Source organism: Lacrimispora sp. BS-2, assembly GCF_040207125.1.
Taxonomy (GTDB): Bacteria; Bacillota; Clostridia; order Lachnospirales; family Lachnospiraceae; genus Lacrimispora.
In genome coordinates, this window is record NZ_CP157940.1 from 3,710,865 (window position 1) to 3,724,658 (window position 13,794).

The 13,794-nt window shown below is 47.0% G+C and carries 13 protein-coding genes; 3 read left to right on the top strand and 10 right to left on the bottom strand.

What is annotated here, in order from left to right:
* Positions 1-11: 11 nt before the first annotated feature.
* The 10 genes from ABFV83_RS17410 to ABFV83_RS17455 are packed head-to-tail and all read right to left on the bottom strand — an operon-like array spanning position 12 to position 10,926.
* Positions 12-749 (bottom strand): ABC transporter permease, encoded by a 738-nt coding sequence (locus tag ABFV83_RS17410; protein ID WP_349945617.1) that lies wholly within the window; start codon positions 747-749, stop codon positions 12-14.
* Positions 746-1,483 carry an ATP-binding cassette domain-containing protein gene (locus tag ABFV83_RS17415; RefSeq protein ID WP_349945619.1) on the bottom strand — a complete coding sequence of 246 codons (738 nt, stop codon included), beginning with the start codon at positions 1,481-1,483 and terminating at the stop codon, positions 746-748. The genes ABFV83_RS17410 and ABFV83_RS17415 overlap by 4 nt, the downstream gene beginning before the upstream one ends.
* A gap of 27 nt (positions 1,484-1,510) precedes the next feature.
* Positions 1,511-2,485, bottom strand: coding sequence for a MetQ/NlpA family ABC transporter substrate-binding protein (locus ABFV83_RS17420; RefSeq protein ID WP_349945621.1), 975 nt, complete (start codon positions 2,483-2,485; stop codon positions 1,511-1,513).
* Between the two features lie 34 nt (positions 2,486-2,519).
* Entirely contained in the window at positions 2,520-3,104 is a 585-nt protein-coding gene (locus ABFV83_RS17425) for a UbiX family flavin prenyltransferase (RefSeq protein ID WP_349945623.1), read from the bottom strand.
* Between the two features lie 27 nt (positions 3,105-3,131).
* Entirely contained in the window at positions 3,132-4,010 is an 879-nt protein-coding gene (locus ABFV83_RS17430) for a UbiA-like polyprenyltransferase (protein WP_349945624.1), read from the bottom strand.
* Positions 3,979-5,709: a menaquinone biosynthesis decarboxylase gene (locus ABFV83_RS17435; RefSeq protein ID WP_349945626.1), complete on the bottom strand. Its 1,731-nt coding sequence runs from the start codon at positions 5,707-5,709 to the stop codon at positions 3,979-3,981. Before ABFV83_RS17435 ends, ABFV83_RS17430 begins: the two co-directional genes overlap by 32 nt.
* Before the next feature lie 8 nt (positions 5,710-5,717).
* Entirely contained in the window at positions 5,718-6,791 is a 1,074-nt protein-coding gene (locus ABFV83_RS17440; protein ID WP_349945628.1) for an FAD:protein FMN transferase, read from the bottom strand.
* Positions 6,781-7,893, bottom strand: a complete 1,113-nt coding sequence (locus ABFV83_RS17445) for a hypothetical protein (protein WP_349945629.1) — start codon at positions 7,891-7,893, stop codon at positions 6,781-6,783. The genes ABFV83_RS17440 and ABFV83_RS17445 overlap by 11 nt, the downstream gene beginning before the upstream one ends.
* 35 nt (positions 7,894-7,928) lie before the next feature.
* Positions 7,929-8,915, bottom strand: coding sequence for a polyprenyl synthetase family protein (locus ABFV83_RS17450; protein WP_349945630.1), 987 nt, complete (start codon positions 8,913-8,915; stop codon positions 7,929-7,931).
* Positions 8,908-10,926, bottom strand: a complete 2,019-nt coding sequence (locus ABFV83_RS17455) for an NAD(P)/FAD-dependent oxidoreductase (protein WP_349945632.1) — start codon at positions 10,924-10,926, stop codon at positions 8,908-8,910. Before ABFV83_RS17455 ends, ABFV83_RS17450 begins: the two co-directional genes overlap by 8 nt.
* A gap of 282 nt (positions 10,927-11,208) precedes the next feature.
* Here ABFV83_RS17455 and ABFV83_RS17460 point away from each other — a divergent pair, with 282 nt between their 5' ends.
* The 3 genes from ABFV83_RS17460 (at position 11,209) to ABFV83_RS17470 (ending at position 13,782) form a co-directional block, all read left to right on the top strand.
* On the top strand, positions 11,209-11,574 hold the full coding sequence (locus ABFV83_RS17460) for a NusG domain II-containing protein (RefSeq protein WP_349945634.1): 366 nt from the start codon (positions 11,209-11,211) through the stop codon (positions 11,572-11,574).
* Positions 11,575-11,699: 125 nt separating this feature from the next.
* Positions 11,700-13,109 carry an ATP-binding protein gene (locus ABFV83_RS17465; RefSeq protein WP_349945636.1) on the top strand — a complete coding sequence of 470 codons (1,410 nt, stop codon included), beginning with the start codon at positions 11,700-11,702 and terminating at the stop codon, positions 13,107-13,109.
* The gene (locus ABFV83_RS17470; RefSeq protein WP_349945638.1) at positions 13,093-13,782 is read left to right on the top strand and encodes a hypothetical protein; all 690 of its coding nucleotides are present in this window, start codon (positions 13,093-13,095) and stop codon (positions 13,780-13,782) included. Before ABFV83_RS17465 ends, ABFV83_RS17470 begins: the two co-directional genes overlap by 17 nt.
* Positions 13,783-13,794 lie beyond the last annotated feature (12 nt).

Sequence of the window (13,794 nt, forward strand, 5' to 3'; positions counted from 1 at the left end):
CCGTTAGGCGGTCACCTCGTACTCTTGCACAATGTCCACTGGATTCCGTCCAATATCCAGAACAATCCCGCCCCGACCACTGACATGATAACAATGCCGCCATACATCTGAATATAGTTGATCCTGGACCAGGCATCCAGGATGAAATAGCCGATTCCCCAGCGTGTTCCATAGGCTTCTACAATCAGGAGAATCGCTAGAGATGTTCCTGTTCCTATCCGGATGCTGGTGAATAGCTCCGGTAGTACCGCCGGCAGGGTGATATTTTTTAAAATACTTTTTTTATCAGCGCCGGCACTTTTAGCTACATAATAAATGCCCTGATCTATATGTTCTGCCGCATCACGGACAGCAACGATGATCTGGAATACGGTAGTCAAAACAATAATAAGAATTTTGGAACCATTGCCCAATCCTAAAAGCAGCATACAAACTGGAAGCAGTGCTGTTTTTGGAACCGGATAAGAAAAGTACACCAGAGGGTGCAGGAGGCGGTTTGCAATAGAGGATGAGGCCATGACAATTCCCACAGGGATGCCGATGAGAAGGGAAATGGAAAGACCTGCCGCCACACGGCCTAAGCTGGCTCCTATATGAAGCCAAAGCCTGGCCGTCGCCACCTGGCTGAATTTAGCGTATACCGTAAGAGGCCCCGGAAGCACCGGGGTGGATAAAATGGCGGCGAGAAGGAGCCATAATAAATTTACAAGTAAAAACCCTTTTAAAAAGACCCACATTTTTTTTCTCATATCTCATCCGCCTTAATGATATTTTCCGTGATCTGCTGTTCCAGTAACCGATAGGCTGGTTCTGAAGGACGTTTCAAACCCTGCCATGGATTTTCGCTGAAAAAATCAAAGGAGCCGCCCCGTTTCATCACTGCGATCCTGTGGGCAAGGTAAAGAGCGTCTTCCACCCGGTGGGTGACAATGACTGTGGTGGGCTTTTTTTCCTTCCAGACCCGCAGAAACAGCTCCCTTGCTGCCAATGCCGCGGCAATATCCAGGGCAGCGAATGGCTCGTCCATCAAAAGCAGTTCCGGATTCATAAGGAATGCCCTTGTGAGAGCCACACGCTGTGCCTGCCCGCCGCTTAATGTACCCGGATAACGGTCTAAAAGTCCGCCAATTCCCAGCTCTTTACACAGGTTGGTAAGATGCACTTCCAGGTTACTTGTATTACTCCGGATTTTGGCCGTGAACAGGCAGTTTTCCTTTACTGTCTTCCAGGGCAGCAGCCCGTAATTCTGTGGGATCAGCCCGATGGAGCAGGTTTTGGGGTCAAGGCTGGTTCCGTCCAGGGTGATGGAGCCTGTATAAGGCAGAATGCCTGCCAGGGCGTGAACCATGGTGGATTTTCCGCAGCCGGAGGGACCTGCCACAGCCAGAACCCTACCGGTCTCCAGCAGCCAGGACATCTGGTCAATTGCTTTATGTGTTCCGCCTTTTCCATATGTGACAGAGATATCTTTTACTTTCAGCATCTGGCTCCCTCCGATCTTCTTAAGTTTTTATTTCAATTCTCCGGTCAGCTGATCAGGCTTTAGATCCGGGCTGCATAATTCCTTCTTTGCTGCCCATTCCACAGCCGCCTGCAGATCAGAAGTCTTTGGCAGCTCATTTTTCCGGTATACAGGCAGCTTAATAGTTCCTGCCAGCTCTTCAGGATAGCCTGCCGCCTTGATGACTGTGGCTTCGTACTCGTTTAAAGGAGTATTGTTAAGATAATCAACTGCCTCATCGTATGCCTGATACATTTTTTTAATCGTATCGGATTTTTCATCGATGGACTTATTTGTAAATGCAGATACCGCAGGATACAGCCCGTCGGTGTTGGCACTTCCCAGGACTACCGCTCCATCCTTAATCGCCAGGGTGGAGAAAGGCTCTGGCAGAAGGACTAAATCCACTTTGCCGTTACGCAGCATTTCAAGCCTGTCAGGGATCCGGGGTACTACCTGTTTGTCTAAATATGTATCCTCCAACCCGGCATTATTTAAAATATAATCCAGAGAATACTCAATTAAGGTGTTTTCAGAGATTGCAATGCTTTTTCCCTCTGCGTTCTCTAAGGAAGTGATTCCCGTATCCTTTCCTGCAAGAAGTACATAATCCCCGTCCGTACATCCGGTGGCTTTCACGTCAAGTCCGGCATTCTGATACATGCACAGGCCGATGAAGTCAGTAAATACCCCGTCTAATTCCCCTGCCTGAAGCGCCGCATCCCGGTCTTTTGCAGAAGAGAATACCTGCATATCCAACTGAATTCCGTACTTCTTGTCAAGTCCCTGTTCGGTGATAATGGTAAGGGGGACGATATCGGAGGAGTACATGACTCCCAAATGAACGGTAGTGTCAACCGAAGTCTTTGCTTTGCCGGCGCATCCTCCCAGGATAACCGCTGCCGTACAGCCCAGTAATGCCATAAGAATTCCTGCGCGGCCTGATAAATTATGTTTCTTAGCATTATTTCCTGATTTTTTCATATATTCTCCTTTGGCTTTTTATTTGCCTTATTACTTATTCTTCTTCTTTCCATCTGGCGTACCGGTGATTTTCCACTCCCAGACAGTCCAATACCCGGCCGGCCATAAAATCCGCCATGTCATCAAGGCATTTTGGCTTCTGGTAGAAGGCCGGCATGGCGGGAACCATCAATGCGCCGCATTCTGCCAGAGTCAGCATATTTTTCAAATGAATCTGGGACAGGGGCGTTTCCCTGGGCATCAATACCAGAGGTCGCCGCTGTTTTAACGCTACATCGGCAGCGCGGGTCATTAAATCCGGTGTAATTCCTGCCGCAATGTGGGCCAGTTTTGACATGGAGCATGGGGCTACGATCATTCCGTCCGTCAGATGGGAACCGCTGGCAGCCGCGGAAAACAGATTCTTGTTATCTTCCAGGATAAGCTGACCGGTGAAACGTTTTTTAAAATCAGCGATCCATTCTCCTGCCTCCCGTCCTGTTTCGTAGGCCACAACTTTTTCTCCTGTTTCCGTCAGGATAAGCCGTACCCTGGCTCCGCTTTCAAGCAGAGCCTCCACCGTCCGTAGGCCGTAAATACTGCCGCTTGCGCCTGTAATTCCAACTACATATTGTTTCATAGTCTGCTTCATTCCCTTTCTATTGCATTATAAGTACACATCCAGAGTCCCGAAGACCAGAAGCACGATGCTGGTGATCTGGCTGATGCTGTATGACGCGATATTGACATTTTCCAGACGGTCCGGCGATACCATCCGGTGCTGAATCACCATGAGGACCGCGATGATCCCAAGGCCTGTTCCGTAAAGAACTCCAAACTGGGGATAGAGCAGCACTCCGGCAATACACAGGCAAAGCAGTGCGGCACAATGGAACAGAGTGCTGATCCATAATCCGCCTTTTACTCCAAATTGCACTGGAATGGAGTGGAGGCCGTTTGCCTTATCAAATTCATAATCCTGAGATCCGTATATAATATCAAAACCTGCGGTCCAGAGGCAGTTGGCAGCGCCAAAGAAAAGCGGTATCAGGGAAAACTTCCCCGTTACCGCCAGCCAGGCCCCTACGGGAGCGCAGGCGCATGTAATACCCAGAACCAGATGGCACGTCCAGGTGAATCGTTTCGTGTAGGAGTAGACAGTCATCAGAAACAGAGCCAGGGGGGACAGGATGAGACATAGCAGGTTTAAACGGGAGGCGCTGAACACCATAACCAGAAAGCAGGCAGCCACCAGGATTAAGGTTTCCTTTTTGCCAATCTGTCCCTGGGGAATCTGGCGGCTTGCTGTTCTTGGATTTTTCGCGTCAATCCTGGCATCCACCACCCGGTTTAAGGCGTTGGCGCCTGTTCTGGCGCTTAAAAAGGCAAGAGCAGCCCAGAATACCACCTTTGGATCCGGCCTGCCGCCGGAAACAGCCAGCAGGGCTACTGCGGCAAAGGCCAGGGAAAAGATGGTATGGCTGAACATGACCAGTTTTCCGTATTCATTTAATTTATTTACTATTTTTCCAGTGATCGATCCCATAAGTACTCCATTTCGCTGATACCTTGTTTTTGATTTCATCTGTCATCACAATATCCTCCGGCCAGGGACGGGAAAGCCCTTCCTCCAGCCGTTTTCTTGTGGCATCAAAAGCCGTCCGTCTGCCGGACCTAAACATGTCTCTGGTGACATCAATATTATTGAATACCCGCCACATGACTGTGGAATGATCTGACGGGTCCACATCCTCGTCCACAACTAAAATAAGGGAAGCCTTTTTTTCTTCCAGCATGGCCAGGGCTTTTTGCCTGCCATCCCATGGCTGTTCCTTTCGGATTGGCACGATCTCAAGTGCTCCCCCGGCAAAGGCTTCTTTTCCTCTGCTGGTGGCGTCTATGCCAAGCCGTCCTCCATACAAAGGATAATCAGAAGAGTGATCCAGAGCATCTAACGGTCCTTTGCTTATCACAAAATCTTCTTCCGGATGGGCATAACGCAGAACTTCCTGCCAGACAGCTTTTGCATCACTTGGATCGATGGTTTCATCCACCGCCACGATCATCTTGGCAGTTCTCATCTGTCCCATGCCCCAGATAGCGTTCATGACGGTTCTGGCAGCTCCCGGATAAGCCGGCTTCACCGATACCACTGCGCAGTTATGGAAGACGCCCTCAAAGGGCAGATGAATATCCCGCAGCTCGGGAATTGCCATTTTTAATATGGGAAGGAAGATGCGCTCCGTGGCCTTTGCCATATAGCAGTCTTCCATGGGAGGTTTTCCTACCACTGTGGCAGGATATACGGGATGCTTTTTGCGGGTAATGGTCGTAACATGAAATTTGGGATACCAGTCAGCCAGGGAATAATATCCGGTATGATCTCCAAAAGGTCCTTCCCAGACCAGCTCTTCCTGTGGATCCACATAGCCTTCCAGTACAAATTCCGCATCCTCAGGCACATAGAGATCGTTGGTAATGCATTTTACCATCTTTACCGGTCTTTTTTTGAGAAATCCAGCCAGCATCATCTCATCAAGCTTCGGCGGAAGGGGGGCTGTGGAAGCATAGGTTACGGCCGGATCGCATCCAAGTGCAACGGATACGGGCATTGGACAGCCTTTTTTCCGGTATGCTTCGTAAATACCGGCTCCATCCTTGTGCTTCTGCCAGTGCATTGCCGTTGTCCTGGAATCCAGCACCTGCATCCGGTACATGCCCATGTTCTGAAGCTTTGTATCCGGATATTTCGTAAAGACAAGGGGAAGTGTAAAGAAACGGCCCCCATCAAGAGGCCAGCAATGCAGTACCGGCAGCTTCCCAAGGTCAGGGTCTTTTTCTATTACCTGCTGGCAGCCGGGCTTCCTTATATGAAACCGGCTCCGGAAAGGAAAGCAGCACAACAGGCGCAGAAGCTTTGGAGCAAAGGAGAACAGCTTTAAAAATGATGAGTAATTTCCAAAATCCAGATAAGCTCCGATCTCTGCTGCGATATCATCTAAGTTATCCGCCCCAAGAGAAAGGGCCATCCGTCTGTCCGTACCAAAGGCGTTCATCAGTACCGGATAGGGAGAGCCCTCTACCTGTTCAAACAGAATTGCTTTGTTGTTTAAATCTTCCGCCTTGCAGACCCTGTCTGTAATCTCCGTTATTTCCAAAAGAGGGGATACTTTTGACCTTACCCGGATCAGTTCCCCTCTCTCTTCTAACATATGAATAAAATCCTGTAATCCTCGATACGACATATTGCCTCCTAACGGTCATTGCTGCGGTAAGCTTCATAGCCGCTGCTGGTTTTGATGCTGTTATCGGGGAGGACCCACATTGCCTCCACACCCTCCATGCTTTCAACTAGGGCCAGTCCTTTTTCATAGGGCAAATTGAATATGGCGGTAGAAAGTGCATCTGCCCAGCCGGAATCTATGCACACAACGGAGACCGCCCGGAAGTATGCTGCAGGCATCAAGGTGTCAGGGTTGATAATATGATGATATTTGAGCCCATCCACTATGTAATACCTTTCATAATCACCGCTGCTGACGAGAGAATCACCGTCTAGATTCAAAGTATCAATGGCCTTTTTATCACTGTCAAGATCCGGGTTTTGGATATCCAGCTTCCACGGCTTTCCGTCTGCCCGTATTCCGATGGCGCGGATATTACCTCCTACACTGAGAAGGACATGATCAATTCCCCTGGCTTCCAGAGATCTTGCAACCTGCTCCGTGGCATACCCTTTTGCAATGGCTCCCACGTCCAGCCGCATATCAGGATCCTCCAGATATACGGTGGAAGCTTCTTCATCTATAAGGACCTTTGAAAAATCAGTATGAAGGGCTGTCTCTTTCAGTTTATCCATAGGCGGAATCTCTGCGGTCTCCGGGTTTTCTATTCCCTTTGTACGATAATCGTGCCAGATGGATAAGACGCTTCCCATGGCTGCATTTACTTTGCCGTCTGTTTTTTCATAAGCTTCTCCGGCCAGCTTCAGCATATCAATGATCTTCTGATCCACCTTTACCGGATTTTTCCCTGCATTATCATTGATGGTCTTAATATTGGCAATGCCTTCATAGTCATTGTAAATATCATATAACTGGTGGTAAATCTCCAGCTCATCGTGAACATCTGTGGCGATTTGGGTAAATTCCTCTTTATTTTTTGAATATCCGACGATCTGGGTAACGGTATCAAAGAGATTTAAAAATTCAGCATGAAATCTTTGTTCCTTTTTAGCGCCTATGGCGGCGGTATTAACCGCCGCCATAGTAAGCGCTGCCAGAGTTCCGGCAATTATAATAAATGTTAGTACTTTTTTATTTTGCATTTGCTTCTGCCTTGGAGATGCCCTCTTGGAAGTCGCCAATACCAACGGTTACGCTGGCTTTTAAGTCGGCATCAGTAGGTGCACCTTCTGTTTCATCAATTGTAAGACCGGTGATCTCACTGGCTGTTTTGCCAACTGCATAAGCTGCGAAGCTGGCAGCCTGCTCATTCCACTCTTTGCCAATACCGGAAGCTTTTTTCATGCCATAAGCATCACCTAACTGATCCTTGGTCTTGAAATCAGTAGACTTTAAGTCGCTGGTGATTTTACCGGAAGCGTCAAAGTTTACGTTGACCTGAGAAGCGTCAAGTACACAGCTTGTGATTTTTCCGTCTACGCCAAAGCTTGCAATGGTGTAGGTAGAATAAGCCTGTGCTACGCCGTCAGCATCAGCATCTGCATCTTTGGACTTGCTGATACCTGTAACGATGCCGTATCCCAGCTTGTCGCCTGCCTGGGCACCTGTGCTCTTGGCATTTGCTGCAGCCTGCTCAACAACATTGATAAAGTCTCCGATATGAACGGTAATGGTAGCCTTTAAGTCTGCATCATCTGCAAGACCATCAGAAGAAACGGCAATTCCCTTTACTTCGTCAGCGGTTTTTCCGATTACGTACTGGGCAAAGCCGGCAGCCTGCTCATTCCACTCTTTGCTGATAGCGGAAGCTTTTTTCATGCCGTATTTTTCTCCCAGTTCATTCTTGGATTCAACAACAGTGCCAAGATCTGTAAGCAGTTTTCCTTCTTTGGAGAAATTTACTTTGGTCTGAATTGCATCGATTTTACAGTCTACGATTTTGCCGCTGCCATCTACCAATACGGCTGCGAACATGGTATCTACTTCTGCAAGTCCATCTTTTTCTCCTGCATCTGTGGATTTGCCGATGGAAGAAATTACTGCATAACCGGTAGATAAAGCGCCTTCTGCGGCCTCAGCCTTTTCAGCTTCTGTGGTCTCCGCCTGTGCGGTAGTTTCGGCAGTTGTTGCTGCCTCTGTCGGTGCAGCAGTAGTTGGTGCCTGCTGTAAATTGGATGAACATCCTGCCAGGATAGATGCTGCCGCCATAAGACCGCAGCCTAAAGCTAAAACACGTTTTTTCATAGAAATTACTCCTCCTTATGTTGCTTTATATTGTATTATTTTTTAATACCATAATAAGATTTATCCACCACGGTCATGATCCTGGCCTTCTTGGCTTCGGATAAATTAAGGCTTCCGATGGTGTTTACAGCTTTTGCATAATATCTGCCGGCTATTGTCTTAGTATAAGCAGTTCCCCCGGCTTCTAAAACCCTGTCATAGAGTTCCTTAGCGGTAACCAGGCCGTTTTTAACCTGCTTTAAAAAGTTCTCATCCTGTTTCATGGCGTGGATGAGAGGAAGAGTGACAACTCCTTCTTCATAATCAGACCGGACGTTCTTCTTTGCATCTCTTTCATCCATCTCATAATCAATGCAGTCATCCATAAGCTGAAAGATCATGCCTACGTCGTTGCCGGCCTTCCGGTACATACGAAGCTTTTTCTTATCCTTTGTAGACAGCGCAGCACCGCCGAGAAAGGAGGCTTCAAAAAGTGCCGCCGTTTTTCCTTTGATGATGCTTAAATATCGGTAAACTGATAAGTCCAGGTTTCCATTGTTAATTTCCTGTCGCAGTTCACCCATGCAGATCCGGCATAAGTAATTGGGCATATCCAGGGTTTCGTATTCGCTTTTTTTAGGAATGGAAGCCGCCAGCTTAAGCGCCATGGATAAGAGGTAATCTCCGCATATGACCGCTGCCTTTTTTCCGAATCTCTTTTGAAGTGTATCGATTCCACGCCTTGTATCAGCGTCATCAATCACATCATCATGGACCAGGGTTGCCAGATGCAGCAGTTCCACTGCTGATGCCAAGGTAATGGCTTCAGCAGGGACCTTATCCTCTTCATTCATGGAACAGGCCATCAGCCCATAGGCACGGATGAATTTACCTGTGGATTTTGCCAGATGGGCCGTATAAGTTCTGATGACAGGAGGCGCTGAAGATAAATGCTTTTCCACAGCCGCAGCCATTAAATCGAAAGCCTCTTCAAAGCCATACCGCAGGCTGTCTGCATCCTCCAACAATTCTCTATTAGTCATTGTATAAATACCACTTCCTTATAAAGGGAAGTTTTCTCCATTTTTTCTTAAGCCAGGGCATGAAATAATAATCAAGGCCAAGGGTTCTGCCGCCGCCGATCAAAATTGCTATGCCGGCAAAAATCATCCAGAACGTATTTAAGTAAAGACCGGTGGTGCAGACGAACATAAACTGAAGCACCAGGGAGGCAGCAGAGGAAAGGAAGTTGAATAAGCCCGCCATCAAAGCCAGACCGATCAGGATCTCCGCAATCACAATACCGCGCTGCATGAACAGCTGCAGTCCGCCGTTAGGCAGGATCACTGTGTTCACAAACCAGTTCATAGGAGCAAAATCCAGTTTAAAGGCATAATCAGACAGAGTCGAATGGGATAAGCCTTTGGAACTGACGAGGGTAGCGTCGATTAATCCTAAAATATGATAGGAGAAAACCGCAACACCGCTGGAAACTGCTTCTGTTGCAGCACCTGTGGCACTGGCTACCGCGTCTGCTGCTGCCGTAGTTGCGCTGGAAACCGCATCTGCCGAAGGAGCTGCCCCTCCGATGCCTGTGATTCCGTAGGGAGCCAGAATGTTGTTGAAGAATTGATTGGCTCCGCCAAAGAATCCGCTCAGCATGGGCTGATCCATCCAGCCTTCCACGACCTTCATAACACCTTCAAACACCCATACGGCGCCCAGCCAGACGCGCAGCGGTACCAGCAGGAAGCTTGGGGTCCTGTTGGAGAAATGGCCTCCCAGGAAGCTTCTGCAGTTACGTACGGTAAAGAATTCGTGGCGTACATAGCTCCAGACCTTATTCCAGCCTAATACCTGGATAAAATAAATCACATTAATAAAATGCTTGGAAAGCATGGCAAGGAATGAACACAGGTTAAACATGAGATTGGGAAGTCCCACCCGTGCGACTCCATAGCGGCCGCCAACAGAAACCATAACGCCGTGGAAGGATGGTTTATACTCCTCCATGGCTCCTGAGCCGGATATGGCACAGACCATATTATGGGCGGCGGTATGAGCGCTCTGCTCACAGTTTTCCACCATCTGGGGAACAGGTATCTCTTCTCCCTGCGGTACATACATCATGTTGTCGCCTACTACGTAGACTTCTTCATGGTCTTTGGCCCTTAAGAAGGAATCTACCTGGATTCTTCCGCGCCCTACGGATTCCAGCGTCTTGGCTGCTTCTCCGGTGATATCTGCGCTTTCAATACCGGCGGTCCAGATTACTGTTCCGGCCGGATAACGGTTTTTCCTGCCATTCTGATTCAGTTCAATGAAATCCTTGCCGATGGCGGTTACACCGGTTTCCATCATTACCTTTACGCCCATCTTTGCCAGGCGCTTTTCTACCTTGCCGGACAGTTTCTCAGGAAGGATGGGTACTGCCCTTTTTAAAACATCCACATTATGCATGGAGATAAGAGACGGATCTATTTCATACTCTTCACATAAGAAGGGCACATATTCTGCAAGTTCTCCAGCCATTTCCACACCGGTAAAACCGGCTCCTACTACGTAGAAAGTCAAAAGACGGCGTTTTTCCGCTTCATCCGGCTCACAGGCCGCCTGGCGGAATACCTGGTGGATCCGTTCCTTTAATAACACAGCATCTTCATAAGACCAAAGCTTATAAGAGTGCTCCTCTGCACCCTCCACACCAAAATAAGTGGGCTTGGAGCCTGCGGCCAGGACCAGATAGTCGTATTCGTATTCGCCCAGGCTTCCCGTCAGCTTCTTTTCTTCAATGGAAATCTGGCTGATGGTATCTGTGATGATTTCAACATTCCTTCCAGCAAATACTTTTTTCAGGCTGATGCGGATGCTGTCTTCCTCCACTCTTCCAGCCGCCACCTCATGCAGTTCTGTGAGCATGGTATGGAACGGATGCCTGTCAATGATGGAGATGCTTACCTCGCTGTCCATCTTCATCTTGCGGAATTTTTTTTCCAGTTTTTTGGCAGTTAAAATACCGGCATAACCGGCACCTAATACTACTATTTTCTTCAAGTCTTCCCCTCCTTGCGTGATAGCGGCTCACAAAACGCCACTTTGACATTATTATAACATATAGGATCGGTTTTTACCATAATTTTATCCCAAAACGATAATTTTTACCATTTTTATTTTTTTAAGAAAATCAACTGTCTAATGGGGCATTGGCGGGAATAAAAACTTACTCCGCAGATGCTTCTGTTAATGATTTTGGGCTTATTTTTATTTTATAAACAATGCAGTTATGTTATAATAAAAATTAATAAAATTACATGTAAGAGAAATATGAGGTAACAGATGAAAAATTTAAAAAAATTGACGGTAATACAAAAAAGAGAGCTGATTCTGGTTGGGGCCATTCTGGTGATATCAGGACTGCTTTCCGGGATATTTTATGCCAGAAACAGAAAACCGGCGGAACAGGTGGTGGTCACTGTAGACGGCAAACCGGTGGTAACCCTGGATCTTCATAAGGATACTGATATGGTTATTGACGGGTATGGCGGCACGGATCATCTGGTCATCAAAGACGGCTATGCCAGCATTACAGAAGCTTCCTGTCCTGATAAGGTATGTGTACGAACCGGCAAGATCCATAGAAGCGGTGAACTGATCGTATGTCTTCCTAACCGGGTGGTGGTAACAATTGAAGGGGAAGAATAGAGGGACCGAATATATATTCTTTTTGCGGTGAATCATATCCATTATCGGTATAAAATGTACCGCTATGTAAAAATATATACATTTTTAAGGGCTGATTTATCCTGTAGATCAGGAAAGGAGTTGATATGGGAGTGGTTCAGACAGTGGTTCGCATAAGTGAAATTGAATTAAAAGGATTTAAGAATACCCAGTACGGACGAATCATAATGCCGTCTGCCGGCAATAAGGATTTTTTCTCAAAAACAGCGGACATTCTCGGCATTTATGGACAGAATGGTTCCGGAAAAACGGCAGTGATTGAAGCAATGGGGTTTGTTCAGACCCTTCTTACGGGGCGGCCCCTGTCTAAGGAAGCGATTCACTATATTTCCAAAGACGCGGAAACCTGTACAATTACCGTTAAGTTTATTATTCAGACAGACAGTAAAAAAGCCATGGCAGAATATTTGGTCCAGTTAAAGAGGATTTCCAAAAGCGAATTTGAGATTATCCACGAAACCCTCAGTTCCGCGGCCTGGAGCGGAGAAAAATTTGAAAGCAAAAAAAATGTGATCGATTTCGGACTTCATTCAGAAGGTCCAATATTTACTCCAAAGTACCGGCTGGAAGATTTAATACGGGAGAATGATGAAAATAAGGTTAATTTAAGCGTTGCAAAAAAAATTGCAGGGAAAGATCTGGTTTCTTTTATTTTCGGGCCGGAAGGCAGAGGAGTATTTTTATCCGCTGCTAGTGGTGCATCTGAGGATTATGCTTATATCATCCAATCAATTTATCAATATGCAGGCATGAACCTTTTTGTAATTTCCAATGCCCATGCAGGAGCAATCAGTATGGATTTCATGATTCCGTTTGCTTTCCGCCTGGATCTTGGCGAGAAGATCGCAAAGGGCGATCTGCTCATAAGGCTTGATGAGCCGTCGGTGATCAGTAAGGAGCATTTTGAAATAGCCGGGCAGATTCTCCATGAGATGAATATCGTCCTTGACGCCATGATCCCTGGTCTTTCCATCGGCATTTACGACTTTGGCGAACAGCTTCTTGAACAGGGGGGAACAGGACACAGGGTCGAATTAATTTCAAAACGCGGTGATATTACAATTCCCCTGAAATATGAGTCAGAAGGGATCATTAAGATCATTTCCGTTCTGAATGTCCTTATGTGTGTTTATAACAACCCCTCCATGTGTCTGATTATTGATGAACTGGATGCCGGCGTATACGAATATCTTTTGGGAGAACTCCTTTCTGTTTTTGAAAAGGGGGCCAGGGGACAGCTGATTTTCACATCCCATAATTTGCGGGCATTGGAAATGATTCATAAAAGCAGCATTGTTTTTTCCACCACAAATCCCGCCAACCGGTATATCCGTTTGCAGAACATAAAGAGCAATCATAATTTGCGGGATATGTATTTGCGGAGCATTGTATTGGGTGGTCAAAAAGAAGCTATTTATGAGGAAACCGACAGCGTAGAGATTGGCCGTGCGTTCAGACGTGCCGGAAAGGTGGTAAGGGATGGCGGCCAAGACTAAAAAAGTAATCCTGTTCATCGTAGAAGGGCCCACTGACGAGGGGGCATTAAGTCCTGTTCTCAAAAAGACATTCCAAAGGGAAGATGTCCGTTTTCATGTGGTTCACGGCGATATGACAAGCAACTGGGCGGTGTCGGGGAACAATGCCGTTAAAACGGTTTATGAGCATATAGAGGTGGAAAGAAAGCGGTATGGCATTGAGAAAAAGGACATTCTTAAGGTGATCCATCTTGTTGACATTGACGGAGCTTTTATTCCGGCGGATAAGGTGATTCCCGGCACAACAGGGGCAATCCGGTATTTTGATGACCGGATCGAGTCAGCAGATCCTGATGGAGTGGTTGACCGGAATACAAGAAAGTCTCAGGTGCTGTACCGGCTTTGTACGGCAGATGCGGTTGGTAAAATCCCGTATTCCATCTATTATTTTTCACGGAATCTTGAGCATGTGCTTCATAATGACAATGGAGATTTGACTGATGATGAAAAGATAAATTATGCAGATGCGTTTGCAGACAGGTATGGTTCTGATCAAAAGGGATTTCAGGCATTTATTTCATCGGATGCTTTTGCAGTGCCCGGGGACTTTCGTGAGACATGGAACTTTATCATGAAGGGACTGAATTCATTACACAGATATTGTAATCTCCATCTGCTTTTTCAGGAAGGTTAACAGGAAGATAAA

What these genes read in the sequence shown, in the direction of transcription:
- ABFV83_RS17410 (WP_349945617.1), bottom strand. Translation starts at nt 749, where the DNA reads ATGAGAAAAAAAATGTGGGTCTTTTTAAAAGGGTTTTTACTTGTAAAT.
- ABFV83_RS17415 (WP_349945619.1), bottom strand. Translation starts at nt 1,483, where the DNA reads ATGCTGAAAGTAAAAGATATCTCTGTCACATATGGAAAAGGCGGAACA.
- ABFV83_RS17420 (WP_349945621.1), bottom strand. Translation starts at nt 2,485, where the DNA reads ATGAAAAAATCAGGAAATAATGCTAAGAAACATAATTTATCAGGCCGC.
- ABFV83_RS17425 (WP_349945623.1), bottom strand. Translation starts at nt 3,104, where the DNA reads ATGAAACAATATGTAGTTGGAATTACAGGCGCAAGCGGCAGTATTTAC.
- ABFV83_RS17430 (WP_349945624.1), bottom strand. Translation starts at nt 4,010, where the DNA reads ATGGGATCGATCACTGGAAAAATAGTAAATAAATTAAATGAATACGGA.
- ABFV83_RS17435 (WP_349945626.1), bottom strand. Translation starts at nt 5,709, where the DNA reads ATGTCGTATCGAGGATTACAGGATTTTATTCATATGTTAGAAGAGAGA.
- ABFV83_RS17440 (WP_349945628.1), bottom strand. Translation starts at nt 6,791, where the DNA reads ATGCAAAATAAAAAAGTACTAACATTTATTATAATTGCCGGAACTCTG.
- ABFV83_RS17445 (WP_349945629.1), bottom strand. Translation starts at nt 7,893, where the DNA reads ATGAAAAAACGTGTTTTAGCTTTAGGCTGCGGTCTTATGGCGGCAGCA.
- ABFV83_RS17450 (WP_349945630.1), bottom strand. Translation starts at nt 8,915, where the DNA reads ATGACTAATAGAGAATTGTTGGAGGATGCAGACAGCCTGCGGTATGGC.
- ABFV83_RS17460 (WP_349945634.1), top strand. Translation starts at nt 11,209, where the DNA reads ATGAAAAATTTAAAAAAATTGACGGTAATACAAAAAAGAGAGCTGATT.
- ABFV83_RS17465 (WP_349945636.1), top strand. Translation starts at nt 11,700, where the DNA reads ATGGGAGTGGTTCAGACAGTGGTTCGCATAAGTGAAATTGAATTAAAA.
- ABFV83_RS17470 (WP_349945638.1), top strand. Translation starts at nt 13,093, where the DNA reads ATGGCGGCCAAGACTAAAAAAGTAATCCTGTTCATCGTAGAAGGGCCC.